The sequence below is a fragment of the Nocardia kruczakiae NBRC 101016 genome (assembly GCF_001612965.1).
GTDB classification, from domain to species: domain Bacteria; phylum Actinomycetota; class Actinomycetes; order Mycobacteriales; family Mycobacteriaceae; genus Nocardia; species Nocardia kruczakiae.
Map to the genome: position 1 here is coordinate 116,698 of NZ_BDBL01000010.1, position 24,433 is coordinate 141,130.

General features: G+C 68.9%; 25 protein-coding genes. 21 read left to right on the forward strand and 4 right to left on the reverse strand.

From position 1 onward, the window contains the following. The first annotated feature begins 4 nt into the window (after window positions 1–4). From NK1_RS09640 to NK1_RS09650, 3 genes are read left to right on the forward strand one after another with little or no spacing between them, the layout of a single operon-like run. Window positions 5–1,162: an acyl-CoA dehydrogenase family protein gene (locus NK1_RS09640; RefSeq protein ID WP_063008198.1), complete on the forward strand. Its 1,158-nt coding sequence runs from the start codon at window positions 5–7 to the stop codon at window positions 1,160–1,162. Continuing rightward, window positions 1,159–2,643, forward strand: a complete 1,485-nt coding sequence (locus NK1_RS09645) for a long-chain-fatty-acid--CoA ligase (RefSeq protein ID WP_063008199.1) — start codon at window positions 1,159–1,161, stop codon at window positions 2,641–2,643. The genes NK1_RS09640 and NK1_RS09645 overlap by 4 nt, the downstream gene beginning before the upstream one ends. Window positions 2,644–2,685: 42 nt before the next feature. Continuing rightward, complete coding sequence (locus tag NK1_RS09650; RefSeq protein WP_063008200.1) at window positions 2,686–3,138, forward strand: MaoC family dehydratase; 453 nt, start codon at window positions 2,686–2,688, stop codon at window positions 3,136–3,138. Between the two features lie 109 nt (window positions 3,139–3,247). Here the strand turns inward: NK1_RS09650 and trpD are convergent, their stop codons facing one another. After that, window positions 3,248–4,300, reverse strand: coding sequence for an anthranilate phosphoribosyltransferase (trpD, locus tag NK1_RS09655; protein ID WP_063008201.1), 1,053 nt, complete (start codon window positions 4,298–4,300; stop codon window positions 3,248–3,250). A gap of 184 nt (window positions 4,301–4,484) precedes the next feature. Further along, window positions 4,485–4,922, reverse strand: a complete 438-nt coding sequence (locus NK1_RS09660; RefSeq protein WP_063008202.1) for a hypothetical protein — start codon at window positions 4,920–4,922, stop codon at window positions 4,485–4,487. Window positions 4,923–5,131: 209 nt separating this feature from the next. Here NK1_RS09660 and ctaE point away from each other — a divergent pair, with 209 nt between their 5' ends. From ctaE to NK1_RS09685, 5 genes are all read left to right on the forward strand, one after another. Further along, window positions 5,132–5,743 carry an aa3-type cytochrome oxidase subunit III gene (ctaE, locus tag NK1_RS09665; protein WP_062999114.1) on the forward strand — a complete coding sequence of 204 codons (612 nt, stop codon included), beginning with the start codon at window positions 5,132–5,134 and terminating at the stop codon, window positions 5,741–5,743. A gap of 81 nt (window positions 5,744–5,824) precedes the next feature. Continuing rightward, window positions 5,825–6,703: a cytochrome bc1 complex diheme cytochrome c subunit gene (qcrC, locus tag NK1_RS09670; RefSeq protein ID WP_083870697.1), complete on the forward strand. Its 879-nt coding sequence runs from the start codon at window positions 5,825–5,827 to the stop codon at window positions 6,701–6,703. Window positions 6,704–6,723: 20 nt separating this feature from the next. Beyond that, window positions 6,724–7,872 (forward strand): cytochrome bc1 complex Rieske iron-sulfur subunit, encoded by a 1,149-nt coding sequence (gene qcrA, locus NK1_RS09675; RefSeq protein WP_063008236.1) that lies wholly within the window; start codon window positions 6,724–6,726, stop codon window positions 7,870–7,872. After that, window positions 7,869–9,497: a cytochrome bc1 complex cytochrome b subunit gene (gene qcrB / locus NK1_RS09680; RefSeq protein ID WP_063008203.1), complete on the forward strand. Its 1,629-nt coding sequence runs from the start codon at window positions 7,869–7,871 to the stop codon at window positions 9,495–9,497. Before qcrA ends, qcrB begins: the two co-directional genes overlap by 4 nt. 145 nt (window positions 9,498–9,642) lie before the next feature. Next, window positions 9,643–9,918: an Lrp/AsnC family transcriptional regulator gene (locus NK1_RS09685; protein ID WP_036500227.1), complete on the forward strand. Its 276-nt coding sequence runs from the start codon at window positions 9,643–9,645 to the stop codon at window positions 9,916–9,918. A gap of 49 nt (window positions 9,919–9,967) precedes the next feature. Here NK1_RS09685 and NK1_RS09690 read toward each other — a convergent pair whose 3' ends face one another. Then, window positions 9,968–11,803, reverse strand: coding sequence for a DEDD exonuclease domain-containing protein (locus NK1_RS09690; RefSeq protein WP_084460735.1), 1,836 nt, complete (start codon window positions 11,801–11,803; stop codon window positions 9,968–9,970). 550 nt (window positions 11,804–12,353) lie between these two features. Here NK1_RS09690 and NK1_RS09695 point away from each other — a divergent pair. The 10 genes from NK1_RS09695 (at window position 12,354) to NK1_RS09740 (ending at window position 21,431) form a co-directional block, all read left to right on the forward strand. Beyond that, window positions 12,354–12,944 carry a C40 family peptidase gene (locus NK1_RS09695; RefSeq protein ID WP_063008204.1) on the forward strand — a complete coding sequence of 197 codons (591 nt, stop codon included), beginning with the start codon at window positions 12,354–12,356 and terminating at the stop codon, window positions 12,942–12,944. A gap of 173 nt (window positions 12,945–13,117) precedes the next feature. Next, on the forward strand, window positions 13,118–14,215 hold the full coding sequence (locus tag NK1_RS09700) for an NlpC/P60 family protein (RefSeq protein WP_084460732.1): 1,098 nt from the start codon (window positions 13,118–13,120) through the stop codon (window positions 14,213–14,215). Between the two features lie 53 nt (window positions 14,216–14,268). Further along, entirely contained in the window at window positions 14,269–15,270 is a 1,002-nt protein-coding gene (locus NK1_RS09705) for a hypothetical protein (protein WP_063008205.1), read from the forward strand. Between the two features lie 95 nt (window positions 15,271–15,365). After that, window positions 15,366–16,538: a glycosyltransferase family 4 protein gene (locus NK1_RS09710; RefSeq protein ID WP_063008206.1), complete on the forward strand. Its 1,173-nt coding sequence runs from the start codon at window positions 15,366–15,368 to the stop codon at window positions 16,536–16,538. A gap of 124 nt (window positions 16,539–16,662) precedes the next feature. Next, window positions 16,663–17,046 carry a hypothetical protein gene (locus NK1_RS09715; protein ID WP_063008207.1) on the forward strand — a complete coding sequence of 128 codons (384 nt, stop codon included), beginning with the start codon at window positions 16,663–16,665 and terminating at the stop codon, window positions 17,044–17,046. Window positions 17,047–17,069: 23 nt separating this feature from the next. Next, the gene (locus tag NK1_RS09720; protein WP_063008208.1) at window positions 17,070–17,507 is read left to right on the forward strand and encodes an SRPBCC family protein; all 438 of its coding nucleotides are present in this window, start codon (window positions 17,070–17,072) and stop codon (window positions 17,505–17,507) included. A gap of 53 nt (window positions 17,508–17,560) precedes the next feature. After that, entirely contained in the window at window positions 17,561–18,805 is a 1,245-nt protein-coding gene (locus NK1_RS09725) for an ArsA family ATPase (RefSeq protein WP_369689807.1), read from the forward strand. Beyond that, a complete protein-coding gene (locus NK1_RS35620) occupies window positions 18,802–19,311 on the forward strand; it encodes a hypothetical protein (protein ID WP_245660412.1) in 510 nt (169 codons plus the stop codon). Before NK1_RS09725 ends, NK1_RS35620 begins: the two co-directional genes overlap by 4 nt. Further along, a complete protein-coding gene (locus NK1_RS09735; RefSeq protein WP_063008211.1) occupies window positions 19,308–20,369 on the forward strand; it encodes an ROK family protein in 1,062 nt (353 codons plus the stop codon). Before NK1_RS35620 ends, NK1_RS09735 begins: the two co-directional genes overlap by 4 nt. Before the next feature lie 336 nt (window positions 20,370–20,705). Next, window positions 20,706–21,431 carry a lysophospholipid acyltransferase family protein gene (locus NK1_RS09740; RefSeq protein WP_063008212.1) on the forward strand — a complete coding sequence of 242 codons (726 nt, stop codon included), beginning with the start codon at window positions 20,706–20,708 and terminating at the stop codon, window positions 21,429–21,431. A 58-nt stretch (window positions 21,432–21,489) separates the two neighbouring features. On the opposite strand, the gene NK1_RS09745 is transcribed toward NK1_RS09740, so the two are convergent. Beyond that, entirely contained in the window at window positions 21,490–22,005 is a 516-nt protein-coding gene (locus NK1_RS09745) for a polyadenylate-specific 3'-exoribonuclease AS (RefSeq protein WP_063008213.1), read from the reverse strand. 171 nt (window positions 22,006–22,176) lie between these two features. Here NK1_RS09745 and NK1_RS09750 point away from each other — a divergent pair, with 171 nt between their 5' ends. The 3 genes from NK1_RS09750 (at window position 22,177) to NK1_RS09760 (ending at window position 24,429) form a co-directional block, all read left to right on the forward strand. Beyond that, the gene (locus NK1_RS09750) at window positions 22,177–23,562 is read left to right on the forward strand and encodes a class II 3-deoxy-7-phosphoheptulonate synthase (protein WP_063008214.1); all 1,386 of its coding nucleotides are present in this window, start codon (window positions 22,177–22,179) and stop codon (window positions 23,560–23,562) included. A 13-nt stretch (window positions 23,563–23,575) separates the two neighbouring features. Then, window positions 23,576–23,968 (forward strand): hypothetical protein, encoded by a 393-nt coding sequence (locus tag NK1_RS09755; RefSeq protein WP_063008215.1) that lies wholly within the window; start codon window positions 23,576–23,578, stop codon window positions 23,966–23,968. Between the two features lie 146 nt (window positions 23,969–24,114). After that, the gene (locus NK1_RS09760) at window positions 24,115–24,429 is read left to right on the forward strand and encodes a hypothetical protein (RefSeq protein ID WP_157104179.1); all 315 of its coding nucleotides are present in this window, start codon (window positions 24,115–24,117) and stop codon (window positions 24,427–24,429) included. Window positions 24,430–24,433: the final 4 nt, after the last annotated feature.

Consider the following 24,433-nt stretch of genomic DNA (forward strand, 5'->3'; position numbering starts at 1 on the left):
CACCATGCGCAGAACAGGCTTCACCGCCGACCACGACGCCTTCCGCGGCACCATCCGCAAATTCGTCGAGACCGAAGTGGCCCCGGTCTACGACACGTGGCTGGAGGCGGGCATCGTGCCCCGCGAGTTCTATTACAAGCTGGCCGAATTGGGCGTCTTCGGTATCGAGGTGCCCGAGGAATACGGCGGCGCCGGCATCGAGTCGTTCCGGTTCCAGGCGATCCTCATGGAGGAAACGGCACGGGCGGGTGTGTCGTTCGGCGGCTCCAGCGTGCACGTCGGGCTGTGCCTGCCGTATCTGAAGAAGCTCGCCACCGAGGAACAGAAACAGCGCTGGCTGCCGGGATTCGCCGCCGGTGAGATCATGTTCGCCATCGCCATGACCGAACCCGGCACCGGGTCGGATCTGGCCGGAATGCGCACCACCGCCAAGCTTTCCGAGGACGGCACGCACTATGTGCTCAACGGCGCCAAGACGTTCATCACCGGCGGTGTGAACGCCGATCGGGTGATCGTCTGCGCCCGCACCGCGCCGCCCCGCGAGGACGACCGCCGCTTCGGCATCTCCCTGCTCGTGGTCGACACCACGTCGCCGGGCTACACGATCGGCCGCAAACTCGACAAGCTGGGCCTGCGGAGCTCCGATACCGCCGAGCTGAACTTCACCGACGTCCGGGTGCCGGTCGAGGACCTGCTGGGCGAGGAGAACAAAGGCTTCTCCTATCTCGGCCAGAATCTGCCGCAGGAGCGGTTCTCCATCGCCGCCGGCGCCTACGCCCAGGCCGCGGCCGCGGTGCGGTTCGCGCAGGAATACACCCAGCAGCGCAACGTCTTCGGCAAGCCCGTCGCCTCGTTCCAGAACACCAAATTCGAGCTCGCCGCCTGCAAGGCCGAGGTCGACGCGGCCGAGGCCGTGGTGGATCGGGCCCTCGACGCCCTCGACGCCGGTGAACTGAGCGCCGCCGACGCCGCCTCGGCGAAACTGTTCTGCACCGAGGTCGCGGCGCGGGTCATCGACCGCTGCCTGCAACTGCACGGCGGCTACGGGTTCATCAACGAATATCCGATCGCCCGGCTGTATGCCGACAACCGGGTCAATCGCATCTACGGCGGGACGAACGAGGTCATGAAGATGATCATCGCCAAGGATATGGGGCTGTGAACGCGACGCTGTCGCTGGCGAGCATCCTCGCCGAACCGGCGCGGCGCCGCCCCGATCACATCGCGCTCGTCGAGGGCGACCGGCGATTGACCTTCGCCGAATTGTGGCGTGCGGCACGGGAACAGGCCGGCGCGCTGATCGAGCGCGGCATCCGGCCGGGGGACCGGGTCGCGCTCATGTGCCCGAATACCGCCGAATTCCCGCGCGCCTACTACGCGATCCTCGCGGCCGGGGCGACGGTGGTGCCGGTGCATCTGCTGCTCACCGCCGACGAGGCCGAATTCGTCCTGCGCGACAGCGGGGCGACGCTGCTGATCTGCCATCCGCAGGTGGAATCGGTCGGCGCGGAAGCGGCCCGGCGGGTCGGAATCGCCTGTTTGCGCCCGGAAGACCTCGTCGGCGACGCGATTGCGCTGTTCGTCCCGCGATCCCCGCTGGACACCGCGGTCGTGTTCTACACCAGCGGCACCACCGGCCGGCCCAAAGGTGCGGAGCTGAGCCATCTCAATATGGTCATGTGCGCCACCGTGAACGCGTTCGACGCCAACAACGTTCGCGCCGAGGACATCGCCCTGGGCGCGTTGCCGCTATTTCACGTCTTCGGGCAGACGGTCGCCATGAATTCCAATTGGCGCGTGGGCGCCACCGTGGTGCTGATGCCGCGATTCACCGCCCCCGAGGCGATTCGGCTGATGGTGGCCGAGCGGGTCAGCATCTTCAACGGCGTCCCGACGATGTATCACGGACTGATCGAGGCCGCCGCCGACGCCGACGAACTACCCGCACTGCGGCTGTGTATCTCCGGTGGCGCGGCACTGCCGCTGCCGGTGCTGGAACGGTTCGAGGAGGTGTTCGACGCGCAGATCCTCGAGGGATACGGGCTGTCGGAGACCTCACCGACCGCCGCGGTGAATCAGCCGGTCTTCGGACCGCGGCCCGGCACCGTCGGACATCCGGTCTGGGGTGTGGACGTGGAGATCGCCGATCCCGGCGTCAGCGACCGCATCGAGTTGCTGCCGGCCGGCAGCGTCGGTGAGGTGGTGGTGCGCGGGCACAACGTGTTCAGCGGCTACACCGGCAATCCGGAGGCGAGCGCGCGGGCCGTGGTCGACGGCTGGTTCCGTACCGGTGACCTCGGCGTGCGCGACGAGCAGGGCTATCTGCGCATCGTCGACCGGATCAAGGAGATGATCATCCGCGGCGGATTCAACGTCTACCCCACCGAGGTGGAGGAGGCGCTGCTGCGGCATCCGAAGATCGCGCAGGTGGCGGTGATCGGGGTGCCGGACGAGAACTACGGCGAGGAGATCGTGGCGGTCGTCGTGCCCGCCGGTGAGCTCAGCGCCGAGGAGGTCATCGCCTACGGCCGCGAGCATGTGGCACGGTACAAATATCCCCGGCGGGTGGAGTTCGTGACCGAGCTGCCGCTGGGGCCCACGCACAAGGTTCTCAAACGCGAACTGAAGCAACGTTTCATGTGATCCGGCGGCTCTTGCGCCCCGGCAGCACGAAAGGGACGAGATATGACCGATTTCGCCGATCTGGACGCCCTTGCCGCAGCCGTGGGCACCGAACTCGGTGTCAGCGACTGGTTGCAGGTCGACCAGGACCGCATCGATACCTTCGCCGACGCGACCGGCGACCACCAGTGGATCCACGTCGATGCCGACAAGGCCGCGCAGGGCCCCTACGGACACACCATCGCGCACGGATTCCTCACGCTGTCGCTGCTGGTGCCGCTGACCAACCAGGCGACCACGGTGGGCGGCATCACGATGGGAATCAACTACGGGCTCAACAAGGTTCGCTTCATCACGCCGGTCCCGTCCGGCGGCCGTATCCGCGCCCGCGTCCACCTCGACTCGGTCTCCGAGATCCCCGGCGGCATCCAGGCGGTGCGGACGGTCACCATCGAACTGGACGGTGCGGACAAGCCCGCGTGCGTGGCGGAAAGCATCGTGCGCTACCTGAGGTGAGCGTGGACCACGGCGGGGCGAAATTCGGTCCGCTCCGCCGTCGGACGTCGATTACCTCGTCTCGGGCGGCAATGGTGGGACGCGAAGCGGGCTTTTCGCGCGCCCGATCTCACTCGCCGAGTTCGTTGCTGACCTTCACCCAGCGGTCGAGCAGTTGGGTGGCCGCTCCGGTGTCGACCGCGGCGGCCGCCCGTTCCAGGGCCGGGCGCAACAACTCGTGGATATCCGTGCGGGCGGTCTCGGGGGTCAGCTCGAAGGCGACGATCGCGGCGGCGGAATTGAGCAGGACCGCGTCGCGGACGGGGCCCGGGGCGCCGTTGAACATGTCGCGGGCGATCGCGGCGTTGACCGTCGCGTCGCCGCCGCGCAGCGCCGCCGGATCCACGCGCGGGATGCCCAGGCGCGTCGGATCGATGACGGTTTCGTACTTCTCACCCGCGGCGACGACCCACACGTCGGTGGTATCGGCGGTGGTGATCTCGTCGAGGCCGTCGTTGCCGCGCACCACCAGTGCGTTGGCGCCGCGTTCGGCGAACGCCCCGGCGATCACCGGGACGAGCTCGGCGAAGGCGCACCCGATCAGGCCCGCGCTCGGCTGCGCCGGATTGGTGAGCGGGCCCAGCACGTTGAAGACCGTCGGAATGCCGATCTCCTTGCGCGCCGGACCGGCGAACCGCAGCGCCGGATGAAACAGCGGGGCGAAGCAGAAACCGATGCCCACCTCGCGCACACACCGGGCCACCGACTCCGGGCTCAACGCTATCCGCACCCCCAGCGCCTCGAGCACGTCGGCGCCGCCGCTCTTCGACGAGGCCGCCCGGTTACCGTGCTTCACCACCGGAATGCCCGCCGCGGACACCACGATCGAGGACATGGTGGAGATGTTGACCGTGCCGGACCGGTCGCCGCCGGTGCCGACGATGTCGACCGCGCCCAGATCGAGCGAGACCCGCCGGGCATGGCTCAACATGCCGGTCGCGAGGCCGGCCAGCTCGATCGCGGTGGGGCCTTTCATCTTGATGGCCACGCCGAAGGCCGCGATCTGCGCCTGAGTGGCGTTGTCGGAGAAGATCTCGTCGATCGCCCACGCCGCCTCCTCCGCGGTCAGATCGACCCCGTCGGTCAGGGCACCGAGAATCTCGGGCCAGCTGCGCGCGCTCATCACATCTCCCGTTCGCGATCGGACACCCGCAGGGTTGATCCGCGCGGGCGTGGCGGGCCGTCGGATCGTCGTCGGCCGCCCGGCTAGCAGCCTAATCGGCGGACGCAATTTCTTTGCTCCCGGCGTCTTCCCCACCAGCGGCGCTCGGCCCGGCGGGGACGGCCCGCCGCCGCGTGGCACCGGGCTAGGAAGAACCCGGCTCGAATCCGCTCGGCTGAAGCGCGTCCCAGCCCACCGCCGTGCCCTCGTGCCGCTGTGCCAATCCGGCCATCCGCGACCGTTCCTGCGAACAGTGCAGCGCGTCCAGGATCTGCACGCGCTGTAATACCAGTTGGATATGACCGCCGGGCGTATCGCCGGCCGTCGATGGCGCGGCGGGGGAGTAGCCGTCCTGGGCGGCGATGTCCACGACCTCGTCCCGGGCCGCGGCCGGGATACGCAGATGATGACGCAGCAGGGCCTGCTCGTCGGCGCGCCAGGCGCTCGCGCGGTCCAGCGCGCTCGAGCAGGCTTCGGCGTCGTCGAAACTGGACACAACGACCACCAGATCCGTTCGTGCCGGATCCAATTCCGCCGCCGCGCCCCGGCCCGACAGCCGCCGCCACACCGATCGAATTCCCATTCCACCCGCCTTCTTCCGCGCCCGGACGCAGCATCCCATACCCGCGATATCCGCTGGTCATCATGGTGGCCCCGGTGCTCGACCTGCGAGTTCACCGGACCCGCCGAACCGGCCCCCAGACCCACACGCGCGCTGATGATTCCGAGGCCGACACCCCGAATTCGCACCCGGCTACGCCTGTCGTACTACGACGAGTCATACTTACCGGCGTGACGACCGCAGTAGGGACCCCAGGATCGGCCATTACTCAGCGTGTGCATTCGCTGAACCGGCCCAACATGGTCAGCGTCGGAACCATCATCTGGCTGTCGAGCGAGCTGATGTTCTTCGCCGGCCTCTTCGCCATGTACTTCGTCGCTCGTGCCCAGGCTCATGGCAACTGGCCGCCGGAACCGACCGAGCTGAACCTCAAGCTCGCCGTGCCGGTCACGGCCGTGCTGATCGCCTCCTCGTTCACCTGCCAGATGGGTGTGTTCTCGGCCGAGCGCGGCGATGTCTTCGGCCTGCGCCGCTGGTACCTGGTCACCTTCTTCATGGGCGCGTTCTTCGTGGCCGGTCAGGGCACCGAGTACCACGCGCTGTACCAAGAGGGCACCACCATCTCGAGCAGCATCTACGGCTCGGTGTTCTTCATCACCACCGGCTTCCACGGTCTGCACGTCATCGGCGGTCTCATCGCGTTCATCTTCCTGCTGATTCGCACCAAGGTCAGTAAGTTCACGCCGGCCCAGGCCACCGCGGCCATCGTCGTCTCCTACTACTGGCACTTCGTCGACATCGTCTGGATCGGGTTGTTCGCCACGATCTACTTCGTCCGCTAGCCGGGCGGCGGCCGTCACGCGCGGTCCGCGACAAATACACACTTTGCACAAGTCGGTTCCGTCTACTCCAAAGGGACACAGATGAGTTCATCTCCCCCGTCAGCGCCAGATCCCACGAGCGGGATCGGCAGCGCTGAGAACAACCAGGCCATCAAGACCCGCAAGCAGCGCCGGATGCGCCGCAAGCTCGCCGGCGGTCTGGTTCTTCTGATGGGCCTCGTCGGAGCCGGCTTCGCGGCATCGGCGCTCACCCCGCACGCACAGGTCGCGACGGCCAACGAGGATCAGTCGGCGCTGATCCGCGAGGGTAAGCAGATCTACGAGACCTCCTGCATCACCTGTCACGGCGCCAACCTGCAGGGTGTGCAGGATCGCGGCCCCAGCCTGATCGGTGTCGGCGAGGCGGCGGTCTACTTCCAGGTGTCCACCGGTCGCATGCCCGCCGCGGGCAACGGAGCGCAGATCCAGCGCAAGCCCCCGAAGTTCGACGCCCGCCAGACCGACGCGCTGGGCGCGTACGTGGCGGCCAACGGCGGCGGCCCGACCGTGGTCCGCGACCCGAACGGCGAGATCGCGCAGGATTCCCTGATCAAGGGGGCCGACCTGGGCCGCGGTGGCGAGTTGTTCCGCCTCAACTGCGCGTCCTGCCACAACTTCACCGGTAAGGGCGGTGCGCTGTCCTCCGGCAAGTTCGCGCCGCCGCTGGAACCGGCCAACGCGCAGCAGATCTACACCGCGATGCTCACCGGCCCGCAGAACATGCCGAAATTCTCCGACCGGCAGCTGTCTCCGGAGGAGAAGCGTGACATCGTGGCCTATGTGAAGGACCGCACCGAGACCACGCCGGAGGCCGGATACGGCCTGGGCGGTTTCGGTCCCGCGACCGAGGCCATCGCCATCTGGGTCGCCGGCATCATCGTGCTGGTCGGCGCCGCGATGTGGATCGGATCGCGATCATGAGCGAACAGGAGCGAAACGAGATGAGCCGGCCTGAGGATGGCGGCGGTAAGGGCGTGAACCTGAACCCCACCGAGGAGCAGCTCGACGCGATGTCGACCGCCGAGCTGGTCGAACTCGGTACCGCGCGCGACGGCGTCGACGTCGTCTACCGCGCTCCGCGCTGGCCGGTTCCGGGCACACGCGCGGAGAAGCGGGCCGAGCGGCACGTGACGTTCTGGTTCGCCATCTCCGCCCTCGCGGCGGCCGGGCTGATCGGCGTCTACCTGTTCTGGCCCTGGGAGTACAAGGGCCGCAACGAGGACGGCAACGGCCTGTACTCGCTGGCCACGCCGCTCTACGGCCTGCTGCTGGGTATCGCGGTGCTGGCCATCGGTGTCGCCGCGGTCATCATCCGCAAGAAGTTCATCCCGAACGAGATCTCCATCCAGACCCGCCACGACGGTCCCTCCGACGAGGTCGACCGCCGCACGCTGGGCGCGCAGCTGTCGGACGCGCTGGAGACCTCGACGCTGGGTCGTCGCAAGATGATCACCCGTACGGCCGGACTGGGCGTGGGTGTGCTGGGTATCGGCGCACTGTTCCTGTTCGTCGGCGGCATGATCAAGAACCCGTGGGCCAAGGGCATGAAGTCCCCGCTGTGGGTGTCGGGCTGGACTCCGGACTACCCGGGCCAGACCATCTACCTGCGCAAGGACACCGGCCGGCCCGAGGACATCGTGCTGGTGCGGCCGGAGGACCTCGACGGCGGCGCCATGGAGACCGTGTTCCCCTGGAAAGAGGAATGGCGCGGCAACGAGGAGGAGACCCTCCAGTCGCTGCGTGGCATCCGCAACGCGGTCATGTTGATCCGCCTGCGCCCGGAGGACGGGCAGAAGGCGATCAAGCGCAGGGGCCAGGAGAGCTTCAACTTCGGTGACTACTGGGCGTACTCGAAGATCTGCACTCACCTGGGCTGCCCGACGTCGCTGTTCGAGCAGCAGACCAACCGGATCCTGTGCCCGTGCCATCAGTCGCAGTTCTCGGCGACCGAGTGGGGTAAGCCGATCTTCGGTCCCGCCGCCCGCGCGCTGCCGCAGCTGCCCATCACCGTCAACACCGACGGCTACCTGGTCGCCAACGGCGACTTCATCGAGCCGCTCGGTCCGGCCTTCTGGGAGCGTCGTTCATGAGTCCGAGCAAAGTGGTCGCACAGGCCAACGAGATGGACGAGCGGTATCGTGCCGCGGCGTTCGTGAAACGGTCGATCAACAAGGTCTTCCCGACCCACTGGTCGTTCCTGCTGGGTGAGATCGCGCTCTACGCCTTCATCATCCTGATCCTGTCGGGTATCTACCTGACGCTGTTCTTCGATCCGTCGATGAGCGAGGTCGTCTACCACGGCGCCTACCAGCCGCTGCGCGGCGTCACCATGTCGCGGGCGTACGAGACGGCGCTGAACATCTCCTTCGAGGTGCGCGGTGGCCTGTTCGTCCGCCAGGTGCACCACTGGGCGGCGCTGCTGTTCGCGTGCTCGATCATCATCCACCTGTTCCGCATCTTCTTCACCGGTGCGTTCCGCAAGCCGCGTGAGGCGAACTGGGTGATCGGCTCGCTGCTGCTGATCCTGGCGATGTTCGAGGGCTTCTTCGGTTACTCGCTGCCCGACGACCTGCTGTCGGGTACCGGTCTGCGGGCCGCCTTCGGTGGTATCACCATGGGCATTCCGCTGGTCGGCACCTGGATGCACTGGCTGATCTTCGGCGGTGACTTCCCGGGCACGATCATCATCCCGCGCCTCTACATCGCCCACGTCCTGCTGTTCCCGGGCATCATGCTGGCGCTGATTGCGGCGCACGTGGCGATCGTCTGGTACCAGAAGCACACCCAGTTCCCCGGACCGGGCCGCACCGAGAACAACGTGGTCGGTGCCCGCATCGTGCCGGTGTTCGCCGCCGACCAGGGCGCGTTCTTCATGTTCACCCTGGGCGTGGTCGCCGTCATGGGTGGCGTGCTGCAGATCAACCCGATCTGGAACCTGGGCCCGTACAACCCGTCCCAGGTGTCGGCCGGTTCGCAGCCCGACTTCTACATGATGTGGACCGACGGTATGGCCCGCCTGATGCCCCCATGGGAGCTGTATCTGGGCCGCTACACCGTTCCGGCTCCGTTCTGGGTCGCGCTGATCATGGGTCTGGTGTTCATGGTGCTGATCGCCTACCCGTGGATCGAGAAGCGCCTCACCGGCGACACGGTGAACCACAACATCCTGCAGCGTCCGCGCGACGTGCCGGTGCGGACCGCGATCGGCGCCATGGCCATCGCCTTCTACCTGGTGCTGACCCTGGCCTGTGTCAACGACATCATCGCGCTGAAGTTCGATGTGTCGCTGAACGCGACCACCTGGTTCTTCCGTATCGCCCTGCTCGTCGCGCCGCCGATCGCCTACTTCCTGGCGTACCGGTTGTGCCTGGGCCTGCAGCGCGCCGACCGCACGGTCCTCGAGCACGGCATCGAGACCGGTGTGATCAAGCGTCTGCCGCACGGTGAGTACATCGAGGTCCACCAGCCGCTGGGCCCGGTCGACTCGCACGGCCACCCGATTCCGCTGGAATACCAGGGCGCGCCGGTGCCGAAGAAGATGAACAAGCTGGGCTGGGCCGGCAAGCCGGGTTCGGGTTCGTTCCTGCGGGCCGATCCGCCGGCCGAGGCCGAGGCGCTCACCGCGAGCGAGCACGAGGCCGAGCACAAGCAGCTGGAGGTCCTGGCCACCTACCAGGAGCAGACCAGCGGCAGCGGCGGCAAGCACAGCCACTGAGTTCGCAGCAGCGGAGCCCCGAGTCGATCAGTCGGCTCGGGGCTTCGTCGCGTCTGCGGCCGGGTACGGGTGCCGTCGCTCGCATCCCGGCGCCGGTACGGCCGCGCTGCGGGTGCGCAGCGGACCCGCAATTAGACTCGCGCTCATGATTACCGCGATCGTTCTGATCCACGCCGAGGCGGCCCGGATTCCCGAAACCGCGCAGGCACTGGCCGATCTCGACGGCGTTGCCGAGGTCTACTCGTGCGCGGGAGATGTCGACCTGATCGCGGTGGTGCGGGTGCGCGATCACGAACAGATCGCCGAGGTGGTGACCGGCCGGGTGAACAAGACCGCCGGAGTTCTGCGCACGACGACCCACATCGCCTTCAAGTCGTATTCGAGTGCGGATGTGGAGGCGGGGTTTTCGCTGGGGGAGTGAATACCGCACCAGTTTCGTGCGGTCCTCCGTGAGCGCCGGCCGCGGCCCACTACGCGCTGGTACGCGTGAGGTATTCGCTCGCAGCCGATTCCACCCGGGTGGCCGCCTCGGCACGATCGACCCAGGCGAGCCAGGGACCCGCGCCCAGACGCGGTTCCCGGTAGCCCTCGCTGGTGCGGACGATGCGGGTTCCGGGCTGGTCGAGCCAGCGGGCGATCACGCCCGTCTCCTCGGGCGGGGCGCCGCGTAACGGCGGATGGTCGGGGTCGTGCAGATCGTCCGTCCCGGCGGGGATGCGCGGCTCCGGGGAAGCGCCCGATATCACTGTGGCGGGGCGGACCGTCTCGGCGGCGGCGACCAGGCTGTCGACCACCGGCATCGGTGGAATACCGCGCGCGGCGGTTCCGGCGGCGGCGAGGCGGCCGTAGCGGATCACCGCGAATTCCCAGCCGCCGCTGCCGTCGGGACGCGCTGCGATCAGCTCGGCGATCCGGGCGAGGGCGGCCAGGCGCTGCGTGCGCCGCAGCGCCCGGACCACGGCGCAGGTGCGATCGCGCAGCCGGGCGGCGGCCTCGAAATGCTCCGCGGCGACGTACTCGTCGATGCGGGCGGCGATGGCGCGCAAGGGCGCGTCGTCGCGGCCGGTGAACAGATCCCGCACCGCCCGCGGGGCGGGCGCGTACTGTGCGGCCGGCACCCGTTCACCGAAGATCGCCGCCGGGCACCCGCCCACGGCCGCGGGCGGACAGTCGCCGCCGTGCACACCGCCGCGGGGGATGCGCGTCGTGCAGGTGCGCAGGCCGCTGTATTCCGCGAGGGTCGCCGCGACCTCGGTGGCATCGGTGCGGGAACCGAAGGGCCCCAACGCATCTGCGGTCGGAGTCCGGCTGACCGCGAACCGGGGGAACGGCTCGTCGGTCAGGGTCAGCCACCACGCCCGCTTGGGGAATTTCGAGCGCCGGTTGTAGGGCGGGGTGTGCGCCACCAGCAGCCGCAGCTCGCGCACTCCGGCTTCCAGGCCGTGCGCGCAGCGGACGTGGTCGACGCGGGTGGCGAGCATGACCATTTCCCGCATCCGCGTGCGGGTTTCGGAGCCGGTGAAGTAATTGCGCACGCGCCGGCGCAGGTTCACCGCCGTCCCTATGTAGAGGACCTCCTCCGAAGGGCCCCGGAACAGGTACACCCCGGGTGCGGCGGGCAGATCGGCGGCGAGGATGCGTTTGGAGCGCTGGCGGCGCGTGACCTCCGGCAGATAGTCGATCAATTCGGGCAGGGTCTGGACGCCGAGATTGCCGACCCGCTCGAACAGTGCGTGCAGCACGTCCACGGTGGCGCGGGCATCGTCGAGGGCGCGATGCGTGGGCCGGGTGGAGGCGCCGAGCAGCTGAGCAAGCGCCGAGAGCCGCACCGTCGGCGCCTCGTCGCGGTCGAGGATGCGCCGCGCCAGCTGGACCGTGCACAGCACCTGGAAGGCCGGCCACGCGGTGTCGCAGCGCTGGGCGGCCGCCTTCAGAAACGACATGTCGAAGCGGGCGTTGTGGGCGACGAGCACGGCGCCCGAAGCGAATTCGAGAAATCCGGGCAGCACCGCGTCGATCCGCGGCGCCGCCGACACCATCGCGGTGGTGATGCCGGTGACCCGCACGATCTGCGGTGGGATGGCGCAGCCGGGGTCGACCAGCGTCCCGAATTCGCCGAGGACTTCGCCGCCGCGTACCTTCACCGCGCCGATCTCGGTGATGGCGTCCCCCTCCGGCCGGGTTCCGGTGGTCTCGAGGTCCACCACGACGAAGGTGACGTCTCGTAGTGCGAGTTCGGGCTCATCACCGCCGTGACCGGGGAGTTCGAGGGCCAGCTGGGCCGGTCGCGGAACGGGGGAGGGCACGGCGAGCAGCGTAGGCGCAGGGTCCGACAGGATCGGTCCGGATGCCCGCCGCCGGTCGAGGCGGCGCGAGGTTTGCGATGTGCGCGGTTCGGTTTGCACGAGTATGCCGAAAAGTGACCAGGGTCACGGTAATTCGGTATTGCTATGAATGGCGGCGGGCGGTCGATGTCTTCGACGCCGTCGACGAAGCCGGACTTGACTACTCGGTATGTACCGCAAAACCTGCGGACTGTTCGGTTGGTTATGGCCAGGCATGCTCTGGGCTACTTGCGGTTTCCCGCTCGGGGCGCATGACGGAGTTCGAGGCGGCGTGCTTGCGTGCGCTGTGCTGCGCACCTGGGCAAACGCCGCCCGCATCGATCGTCGTTATCGTTTCGTGATTACTGTGAGCTATCTCGCATGCCGTCGAGCGGGAGCTCCTACCTGAACCCACCTCGGAGCGTCGGGGCTTTACAACGCACCGTTATGGCCTCGTAACCTTTTCGAGACCTCACGGAGTCCGACGCACCACCGGGTGCGGCGTCGTGGGGCAGATGAGGAGTACCGCATCATGGCGATCAAGCGACAGGTTCAGGGGCTGCCTCGTACCGCCCGCCGGGCCGTTGCGGCCGGAGCCGTTGGCGCAGCAACCCTCAGCGTTCTGCTGCTCCCGGCGACCACCGCCGCGGCCGCGCCGGTCACCGTACCGGGCGTCGGCACCGTCGATGTTCCCGATCAGGTCCTCGGCGCCGTCCCGCCGGGCATCCAGATCCCGGGCATTCAGATCCCGGGCATTCCCGCGCCGTTCGCGCCGCAGCAGACCGTCGGCCAGCGCGCGGCCGACGCCGCCCTCTCGAAGGTCGGCGCGCCCTACTCGTACGGCGCCGCCGGCCCGAACGCCTTCGACTGCTCGGGCCTGGTGAAGTGGTCCTACGAGCAGGCCGGTCGGGAGGTGCCGCGCACCAGCTACGAACAGCTCGAGGAAGGCGCCCCCGTCTCGCTCGACGCGCTGCAGCCCGGTGACGTGGTGTCCTTCTACGGCGGCAGCCACTCCGCGCTCTATGTCGGCGACGGCAACGTGGTGCACGCCTCGACCGCCGGTGAGCCGGTGAAGGTCGCCTCGATCTCCTCGATGCCGGTCGCGGGCGCTCGCCGCTACTGATTCGCCCCGCCGGATCGGCGCATTCCGCACAGTTCGGACCGCCGATCCGGGCATTCGGGGTATACGGCGTGATCGTTTCGTGCCCTGCTGGACATGGACGGTCGCCGTTCCGTAACCTTATCGAGACCTTCGTGGTTTCCAGCTCGGGACGAGAGAACGGGGCACGGCAGGCCGTGACAGCGCACAAGGGCAACGCGCAACGCAACAACAGAACCAGACGCCTGGTCGGCGGCTCACTGGCGGTGGGTGCGCTCGTGTTCGGAGCGTCATCCGGCGGCCTGGCGACGGCCGATCCGGCGCCCGCGGAACAACCGGCCACGGCCGGTGACGCGGTGCAGCGGCTCATCGAGTTGTCGCATCAGTCCGAACAGCTCAATCAGCAGGCGCTGGCCGCGCAGGGCGATCTGGAAGCCAAACAGGGCGTGGCCCGCGACGCGGACGCCAGACTCACGACCGCGACCCAGGCCCTCGACGCCGCCAAGGCCGAGGTGCGCAAATATCAACCGGCCGTGGACCGGACCGCGATCGCCGCCTATCAGGGCGCCCGGACCAACCGGCTGTTCTCGGTGCTGGTCTCCGATTCCCCGCAGCAGTTGCTCGACCAGATGTCGACGCTGGACGTGCTGTCCACGCAGACCGCCGATCAACTGACGCAGTTCTCCAAGGCCACCGATTCGGCCACCGCCGCCGAAACCGCCGCCAAATCCGCCTCCGACGCCGCGCAGGCCGCCGCGCAGAAGGCCGATCAGGTGCGCGCGGACCTCGAACACAAGCGCGCCGATCTGCAGGGTGCGATGGCCCAGGTCATCCAGGCCTGGGGTGCGCTCTCGGCCGGGGAGAAATCCAGCCTCGCCGGATCGCTGTTCCCGCCCGGCTTCGACCGCGACACCCTGCTGCGCGGCCTGGTGCCCGGTAGCGGAACCAGTGCGCTGGCCGCGGGATTGACCCGCGTCGGCGACCCGTACGTCTGGGGCGCGACCGGCCCCGACCAGTTCGACTGCTCCGGCCTGGTGCAGTGGGCCTTCCATCACGTGGGCATCGATCTGCCGCGCACCAGCCAGGCGCAGGCCACGGTAGGCACGCCGGTGTCGCGGGACTCGTTGCAGCCCGGCGACGTGGTGTTCTTCTATTCGGACGCCTCCCACGTCGGTATATACGCCGGGAATGGCATGATCCTGCACGCCTCCACCTTCGGTGTGCCCGTCGCGGTGGCGCCGATGGGTAATACGCCTTTCCATTCCGCGCGCCGATACTGGATCGGAATGCCGTAAACACTGCGAGAATCTGGCGGCGAGTCATCACACCGACGTGAGGATCGTGTCGTATGAGCGGATTGTTGCGGGTCCGGGCATGGCTGGCCCATCGTGGGCGCTTCGAGTTCGTCGCCACCCTCGCCGTGGTGGTGGCCCTGACCGCGGCCGGCGGGGCCTTGCTACTACTGCCGAAGACCGGCCTGCGCACCGTGCCCGCCGCCGCGGAGTCCGATACCGCCCCGGCGCACGCCGATCCCCAGCTGCCCGAGTTGCGCCGCGTCATGAGTTCCTACGGACCCGTTGTCGCGCAACAGGTTTCGGGTGACGACGGCAAGCTGTCGGTGGTGCTGGGACATCCGTACCAGCGCGGTGACGTCGACCAGCTCGCTCGCGAGGTCGGCCCGGCGGTCACTGCCGTCTCCGAGGTGTGGGGTACCGAGTGGGCCCACGAAGCCGTGGTGACCGTCGCCTCGAGCAGTTCCGAATTCGCGGCGCTGACCCACGCCACCGGTCCGGTGTCCGGCGAGGTCGCCGCGGCCTCGGTATCGGATCCGTTCGTGCCCGGCACCCAGCCCGCCGGTCAGCGGATCGTCTTCGCACCCGATGCCGGGCGCCGGCTCGGCCCGGACGGCCTGCGCGAAACTCTGCGCCACGAACTCACCCACATCGCCGCCCGCGCCCGGACCGTCGACGGTTCCCCGCTGTGGGTGCTGGAAGGGTTCGCCGAATACTGCGGCCACCGCGGGGACCAGCAGCGCTTCGCCCAGGTGGCGCCGACCGTCACCACCCGCGCCCGCTCCGGCGACCTGCCCGCGGATCTACCCGGCGACACCGCCTTCGCGCCGAGCCCGGGCACCGACGCCGCGCTCGCCTACGAACAGGCCTGGTCGGCCAACGCCTTCGTCGCCGACCGATTCGGAGAGCCGAAACTCGTCGCGCTCTACCGCCGGCTCGCCACCGGCCCGCAGGACCAGGCCGCGCTGGATCGCGGCCTGCACGACACCCTGGGCCTCGGCCACACCGAATTCGTCGCCGCCTGGCGCGACTGGATCAAGGCCCGCGTCGCGGCCTGAGACCCGGCCGGTCGCCCCGGCCACACCGAGAGCTGCCGCGCGGGGTCCGCACCCGTAGCGCCGACCGCGGCCGGGACACCCATAGACTCGCCCCCATGGGCCGCACGCTGTTGATCACCAACGACTTTCCGCCCCGGCCGGGCGGTATCCAGTCGTATGTTCATTCGCTCGCGCTGCGGATGCCGCCGGAGGATCTGGTCGTCTACGCGCCGCGCTGGCGCGGCGACTCCCATCAGCGGTTCGATGCCCAGCAGCCGTTCGAGGTCGTGCGCCATCCGACCACGTTGATGCTGCCGACGCCGCTGGTGCTGCGCCGCGCGGCGAAGCTGCTGCGCGAGCACCGGTGCGACACCGTCTGGTTCGGTGCCGCCGCGCCGCTGGCCCTGATGTCGCCGGCGCTGCGCCGCCTCGGTGCGGACCGGATCGTGGCCAGCACCCACGGTCACGAGGTCGGCTGGTCTATGCTCCCCGGCGCCCGGCAGGTGCTGCGCGTGATCGGCGACCACACCGATGTCGTCACCTACGTCAGCAAATACACCCGCCGGCGCTTCGCCGCGGCCTTCGGCGCCCAGGCGGCCCTGGAATATCTGCCGCCGGGTGTGGACAGCACCGTCTTCCACCCCGACCCCGCCGCACGTGCCGAACTGCGCGCCCGGTACGGCCTGGGCGAGCGGCCGACGGTGTTGTGCCTGTCGCGGCTGGTCCCGCGCAAGGGACAGGACATGCTGATCCTGGCGATGCGCGAGATCCGCCGCCGTATCGACGGCGCGGTGCTGGTCATCGCCGGTGGCGGCCCGTACGAGGACAAGTTGCGCGCGCTGGTGCGCTCGCTGGACCTGGACGCGGACGTGGTGTTCACCGGTCGCGTCCCCGCCGCCGAACTGGCCGCCCACCACACCCTCGCCGACGTCTTCGCGATGCCCTCGCGCACCCGCGGCGCCGGACTGGACGTGGAAGGACTCGGCATCGTCTATCTGGAGGCGTCGGCGACGGGTGTGCCCGTGGTGGCCGGAAATTCCGGTGGCGCACCGGAAACCGTGCTCGAGGGCCGCACCGGGACGGTGGTCGACGGGCGAGACGAGCGGGCCGTGGCCGATGCCGTCGTCGGCATCCTCGCCGACCGCGATGCCGCGGCGCGGATGGGCGCCGCCGGTCGCGAATGGGTCGCCGACCAGTGGCGCTGGGACGTCCTGGGCGGCCGGCTGCGGACGCTGCTCGATCCCGGCGCGCATTCCGGCGCGGTGGGATCCGACGGCGTCGGCCGGTGAGCGGGCAGGCGCTCCGGCCGGGCGCGGCGGGCGGGTCGCGCGTGCCCGGCACTGCGTTACCGCCTCCGGGCTCCGACCCAGTAGGCTCGGGTTTCATGAGCGAGCGCAGCAGCGAGCCCCAGCCGTGAGCAGCATCCAGGTGGCCGACCAGACCTTCGTCGCCGCGTCCGGCGCCGCGGTCGCCGAGGTCCTGGCCGACCGGTCGCGCTGGCACCGCTGGTGGCCCGACCTCACCCTCGAGGTGCGAGAAGACCGGGGTGACAAGGGAATTCGCTGGTCGGTCAGCGGGCCGCTGACCGGCACCATGGAGGTCTGGCTGGAGCCGTCGCTGGACGGGGTGATCCTGCACTACTTCATGCACGCCGAACCGCCGGGCGCGGCCGCGCTCTCGTCCCGAACCCTGATGGCCGCCAACCGTTCCCGGCGGGTAGCCGGCAAGAAGATGTCGTTCGAGGTGAAATCGCGGCTGGAGGCCGGCCGTCCGGCCGGTGTGGCGCCGTCACGCTAGGTCGAAAGGAAACGCTGTCAGTCATGGCCGACCGGACCCAGAGGTCGATCACCATCGATGCCCCCTCGGATCGGGTGATGGCCGTCATCGCCGATCTGCAGTCGTATCCGGAATGGGTGTCGGCGGCACGATCGGTGGACGTACTGGAGACCTTCCCCGACGGGCGGGCCCGCACGGCGAAATTCGTGCTGGACGCCGGCGTCGTCAAGGACACCTACGTGCTGTCCTACACCTGGCGGGCCGACGGCCGGGCGGTGAGCTGGAAGCTGGTCAGCGGCGAACTGCAGAAGGCGCAGGACGGCACCTATGAGCTCATCGAGCAGCCCGACGGCACCACCCAGGTGGTGTACGAGCTGACCGTGGACCTCACCATCCCGATGATCGGGATGTTCAAACGCAAGGCCGAGAAGGTGATCACCGATACGGCCCTCAAGGAACTCAAGAAACGGGTCGAAGGCTGACCCGGCCTCCGCAGCGCGGTCGTGGTGCCGTCACGACCCGTCTCGAACTGTTCATCGGCAAGGGCGGAGTCGGTAAGACCACGCTCGCCTGCGCGGCGGCCATCGCCGCGGTGCAGGCCGGACAGCGCGTGCTGGTCGCCTCGGTGGACCAGGCCCATTCGCTCGGTGACGCACTGGGTTTCCGCTTCGCCCACGATCCGGGCACCGTCGCCGGGGTCGTGACCGTCGCCCCCGGATTCGACGTCATCGAGATCGATTCGCTTGCGCTGCTGGAGGATCGGTTCCGCGACGTGGCGCGGATGCTGTCCGGCGCGGGCCACGATCACGGCATCGACCTCACCGCGCTCGATCCGGCCGAACTGACCGGACTGCCGGGCGTGCAGGAACTGCTGGCATTGACCGAGATCGCGCAGTTCGCGGGCGAGGACGACTGGGATCTGATCATCGTGGACTGCCCGCCCTCGGCGGACATGTTGCGCATCGTCACCGCACCCGACACCCTGCTCGGCTACCTCGAACGGATCTGGCCCACCCATGCCCGGGTGATGAGCGCGACCGGTACGGATATGCGGCGCGCGGTGGTGGCGGCGACGGTGGAGCGGATCGCGGCCGCGGTCACGGCGATTCGGGATCTGCTGGCCGATGCGCAGCGCACCGGGGCCCGGCTGATCACCGGCGCCGAACGGGTAGCGCTGGCCGAATCGGCGCGGGTGCGTTCGGCGGCGGCACTTCTGGGTATACGTCTCGACGCGGTGGTGGTGAACAAAGTGCTGCCGCCGGTGCCGCCGGCCGACGGTGGCGCTCACCCCGCAGTGCAGTGGTATCTGCAGCGTCGCGCGGAACAGCTCGACGTGATCGCGGATCTGCGCCGCCGGATGCCGGATGTGCCCGTGGTGATCGCCCATCACAGCGGGCCGGAACCGGTCGGGCCGCGGGCGTTGTCGACGCTGGCACAGGCATTGCCCGTTCGTGGCAACCCGCCGGCGGACGAACCAGACCCTATGCTGAGCGACACGACGCCGGAGCCCGGTAGCGCGACGGGGGAGCCGGAGGTGCGGTGGGAGTCGGGCACCGGGCTGGAATCGGTATTCACGCTGCGGATGCGTCTGCCGGTGGTCGACCCGGGCACGCTGCGACTGGGACGAGTGGAGGACGATGTGATCGTGGGAGCGGACGGGGTCCGGCGGCGGCTACGACTGGCGCCGGTATTGCGGCGGTGCACGGTCGACGGCGCCGAACTCGACGGTGAGCAACTCGTCGTGCGTTTCCGGCCCGACCCGGGGGTATGGCCGCAATGACCCACGCCCACGACGACAGTTTCGGCGAATTCGCCCAGGAGCTGCGCGCCCTCGCCGAAACCCTGCTCGAGCGTGTCGAACCCGCCCTGCGTCGCGCGGCCGCCGACGGCCGCGAATGGGACAGTTGCAGCTGGTGCCCGGTCTGCGCGACCGCGGCACTGGTCCGCGGTGAGCATCACGACGTGGTCGCCGCGATCGCCGACCACGGCACCGCGATCGTGACCGTGCTGCGCGAGGCGCTGGCCGGCGTGCCGGTCGAACCACTGCTCCCGGACGACCTGCCGGATGCCGACGACGCATCGGACGAAGTCGATTCCGCGGCAACGGAAGTCGGTGCCGATCCGAGTTCGGAGCGCACCGAGCACGACGGGTGGATCGCGGGTGGGTCCAGTGCACAGCATCGTGATCCGCGCGGAGGCGCCCGAAGCAACGAACGTGCTGGGCGGGGGCGGGATTCGGCGCAACGGCCCGGATACGTTCCCATCCCGGTGCGGATCAAGAAATGACCACTCGGGTCGGACGAGAGGCTCCGCTCACCGTCGGCATCGATGTCGGCGGGACGAATATCCGGGCATCGGTGGTCGACGGGGACGGGGAGGTGCTCGACACCGTCCAGGCGCCGACCCCGCATTCGGCGCACGCGCTCGAGGACGGTCTCGACCGCGCGGTGCGGGAACTGTGCGCGCGTCACGACATCGGGGCGGTCGGGCTGGCGGTCGCGGGCTTCGTCGACGAATCCCGGTCCTCGGTGCGCTTCGCACCACATCTGCCCTGGGAGGACACCGCGGTCGCCGGGCGGCTCGGCCGCCGGCTCGGGTTACCGGTGATCCTCGAACACGATGCCAATGCCGCGATGTGGGCCGAATATCGGTTCGGCGCGGCCGCCGGCGCGCACAACGGCGTGCTGGTCGCGATCGGCACCGGAATCGGCGCGGCGCTCTTGGTGGAGGGGCGGCTGTATCGCGGAAGTTACGGTGTCGCACCGGAATTGGGGCATCTGCAGGTGGTGCCGCACGGCCGGATCTGCGCGTGCGGCAAACGCGGCTGCTGGGAGCGCTATTGCAGCGGGACGGCACTGGTCGACACCGCGATCGAAATGCTCGCCACCGATCCGATGCCGTCGACGATCCTGGCGCGGGAGGTGGTCGGCGATCCGGGATCGCTGACCGGGCGGCGGGTCGCGGGCGCGGCCCACGACGGTGATCCGGTGGCGCTGCACGTGATGGCCGATTTCGCCCGCTGGCTCGGGCTGGGACTGGCCTTCGTCAGCGATATCTTCGATCCGGACCTGATCGTCATCGCGGGCGGCGTCAGTTCCTCGGCGCCGCTGTTCCTCGACGACGCCCGCGAGCATTACGCCGCCGCGATCACCGGCGGCCGCCATCGTCCGCTGGCCCGCATCCGCACCACGCAACTGGGGGAGGCGGCGGGCATGATCGGCGCGGCCGAACTCGCGCGCACGGCACTGGAGACCGGGGCCGCCGAGGGGCATGCGCCGGCAACCGGTCGCGGCGCCGATTCGGCAGACGTGCGGCGAGCGCGCTCCACGGCGGGCCGGGAATAGTCCTCCACGGCGGGCCGGGAATTGTCTTCCGCGGCGGGCCGGGAACAGTCTTCCGCGAGAATCGACCACTCTCGTCGTGCTCGTTCGACGGGGAGACGTACGGGTGGGGAGCAAATGATCCGCGGCGTCGCACATCTCGCCGATTAGCTCGACGGCCGGTCGGTTTCGCGCGGCGGAAGCGTCCCATGTGTACCCGATTTCACCGATGTGATTGCCGGCATGTGAAATACCTCGTGTGGGGTTGGTCGCAGCAGGTCGGCGACGGTAGAGTCGGTGCCGACGGAGGTGCCTGCGACGAGGCCGGTCCCGTTCGACAATCACAGGGGAAAGGACGCAATGTTCTACTGGCTGCTCAAATTCGTGCTGGTCGGGCCCTTCATGCACATCTACAACCGGCCGAAGGTCGAGGGCGTGGAGAATATCCCCGCCGACGGAGCAGTCATCCTCGCCGGCAATCATCTGTCGTTCACCGACTGGTTGTTCACCCCGCTGCTGAGCCCGCGTCGCATCACCTATCTGGCCAAGGCCGAATACTTCACCACGCCCGGACTCAAGGGCCGGTTGCAGAAGTTCTTCTTCTCCGGCACCGGCCAGTATCCGATCGATCGCAGCGGCGCCAGCGCCGCCGAGGATGCGCTCAACACCGCTCGCAAACTGCTGAGCGAGGGCCGCATGGTGGGGCTGTACCCGGAAGGCACCCGCTCGCCCGACGGCCGCCTGTACAAGGGCAAGACCGGTGTGGCACGCCTCGCCCTGGAGACCGGTGTGCCGGTGATCCCGGTGGCACTGATCGGGACCGACGAGGTGTGCCCTCCCGGCCCGTTCCGGTGGCGCCGCCGCCGCGTCACCGTGAAATTCGGTGCGCCGATCGACTTCTCCCGCTACGAGGGCATGGGCGGTAACCGCTTCGTCGAGCGGGCCGTCACCGACGAGATCATGTACGAGCTGATGCAGATGTCGGGCCAGGAATACGTCGACGTCTACGCCGCCAGCCTGAAGAAGGGCGTGCCCTCCGGTAGCCGGCCCGAGGCCGAGCGGATCCCGGAGACCCTGGCGAGCTGACCGCTCGCTCCCTGCGTTCTCGGCCCCCGGACGGTTGTCCGGGGGCCGAGTTTCGTTTCTACCGCCGATCGATTTTGGTGATCGCGCCGCTGCGGCGGAACGCCTCGATCGCCTCGTACTTGGCGAGATTGTGCCGGGCGTCGGCCAGCGCGTCGTGCGCGTCGGCCGGCACCGGGGGCAGGTCCGGCCGGCCGTGGTGATCCCAGTGCTGGCGCAGCTCGTTGGTGTAGCGCGGCAGGGCCGCCGGCAGATCGACCATCGAACCCCACAGCTGGCAGAACGCCACATGGTCGTAGGCGCCGACCCATGCCCACAATTCCGGCCGCACAGTGGGACGAGGTACCAGGAATTGATAGAGGTCGTCGCGAATGCGCTGCCGGCTGCGCCACAGCGGCGAGGAGGGGGAGGGGAGTTTCGGCAAGACATTGCGCCGCACCCACTGCCCGGCCCGCTCGGGGTCGAATTCCGTTGACACCGCGTAATATTCCCGACCGTCCTCGCAGACCACGCCGATCGAAATCAGATCGATCGTCACCCCGTCCTCGATGAATTCGCAGTCATAAAAATATTTCACGCGGTAGTGCCCTTTCCGATTCGGCGTACACCGGCGCTCGCGGTGATATCTCGGCCGAACCGCCCGACCCGGCCCCGCGCTCGAGGTTACGGCCCCGCCCGGGCGGGCGTATTCATCGCCCCCTACCCTCCGGGTTACCCCGAGATTGCGGAAGGTCCGTATTCTGATCTGGTGAACTGGACCGTCGACGTACCGATCGATCGCTTGCCGGAACTGCCACCGCTGCCTGCCGAGCTCCGTCGGCGACTCGACGCCGCCCTCGCCCGTCCCGCCCTGCAGCAGCCGTCGTGGGATCCCGAGCAGGCCGCCACCATGCGTACCGTTCTCGAGAGTGTGCCGCCGCTGTGCGTGCCCGCCGAGGTCGAGGAGTTGCGGCTGCATCTGGCCGAGGTGGCCCGCGGCGAAGCCTTCCTGATGCAGGGCGGCGACTGCGCGGAAACCTTCGCCGACAACACCGAGCCGCATATCCGCGGCAACATCCGCACTTTGCTGCAGATGGCGGTGGTGCTGACCTACGGTGCGAGCCTGCCGGTGGTGAAGGTGGCCCGGATCGCGGGCCAGTACGCCAAACCCCGCTCGGCCGATGTCGACGCGCTCGGCCTCAAGTCCTACCGCGGCGACATGGTCAACGCGCTGGTCGCCGACGCGGCGCAGCGCGAACACGACCCCTCGCGGCTGGTGCGCGCCTACGCCAACGCCAGCGCCGCGATGAACCTCGTCCGCGCGCTCACCGGCGCGGGGATGGCCGATCTGCACAAGGTGCACGATTGGAACCGCGATTTCGTCGCGCAGTCGCCGGCCGGAGCCCGCTATGAGCAGATGGCCTCCGAGATCGACCGCGGCCTGGCGTTCATGAACGCCTGCCGGGTGCAGGACCCCAGCCTGCAGTCGGCCAAGATCTACTGCAGCCACGAGGCGCTGGTGCTCGACTACGAGCGGGCCATGCTGCGCCTGTCCCACAACGCCGCGGGCGATCCGGTGCTCTACGACCTGTCCGCGCATTTCCTGTGGATCGGGGAGCGGACCCGCCAGCTCGACGGCGCCCACATCGCCTTCGCCGAACTGCTGGCCAATCCGATCGGCATCAAGATCGGCCCGGCCACCACGCCGGATCAGGCCGTGGAATACGTCGAGCGGCTCGATCCCACCAACGAGCCGGGCCGGCTCACCCTCGTCGCGCGGATGAGCAACACCAAGGTCCGCGACGTGCTGCCGCCGATCATCGAGAAGGTGCAGGCCACCGGACATCAGGTGATCTGGCAGTGCGATCCCATGCACGGCAACACCCACGAATCCTCTACCGGGTACAAGACCCGCCACTTCGACCGCATCGTCGACGAGGTGCAGGGCTTCTTCGAGGTGCACCACGCCCTGGGCACGCATCCGGGCGGCCTGCACATCGAGCTCACCGGCGAGAACGTCACCGAATGCCTCGGTGGTGCGCAGGACATCTCGGATCTGGATCTGGAGGACCGCTACGAGACGGCCTGCGATCCGCGCCTCAATACGCAGCAGTCCTTGGAATTGGCATTCCTGGTCGCCGAAATGCTGCGGTGACGGATCGGCCGTAGTGGACGTCGTATTTCGCAATGACGAGGGCCCCTCGCGCCGTGACGGCCGCCCGCGCGGGGAAGGTCCGGCCAGCGCGCAGAGCGCGCTGCGGATCGGCAACGCCGATCGCACCATCCTGCGGTTGCTGCGTGACCGCGACCGCGACGGGATCCCGTCGGAGGTCGTGCTGCGCGACGGCAGCCGCCTGCTGATCTTCAACATCTGCTGGGGTTACGAGATCTCCTGGGAATTCGACGTGGCCCAGGGCTATGCGCCCGCCGCGGCCGCCGCGCAGATCACCACGAATATCAGCCCGAGTATCGGCGGGGTGCCGGTGGAGGTGTTCACCACCGCCGCGGTGGTCGCGGTCAACGATCCGGAAACCGGTGACCCGTTGCTGGCGGTCGGCTGAATCGCCGCGTCCGGGAAGCACGCGATCGTGACATGATCCGCAAAAGTTAGCTGTCAGGTTGCTGAACGCCGGAACCTGCATTAGGTTTCCAGGCGTGACACTGCAGCGGCAACAGGCTGTGCGGGATACATGCTGAGAGGATCGCTATGCAGAGCGCATCGGTAGCCAGGGGATTGCAAACCGCGGGCAGGCCGATCGCCGCCCTCGCCGAACATGTGCTCGAGATCGACGGCGTCCCGGTCACGATCGTGATCGAACGCCCGGAGGTCGACCGCGCCGGCATCGCGTGGCGCTGCCGGGTGCGGGTGGTGCGCGGCAACGGCCGGCTCGAAATGTCCCAGGTGGTCGGCGCCAGCGCCAGCGCGGTGCTGCGGCAGGCGCTCGACCTGGCCGGTCGGCGGCTGGGCATCAGCGAGGCCGAACTGCTCGGCGGCGCGGATGTGGGCGGTGTACTCGGCTGACTCC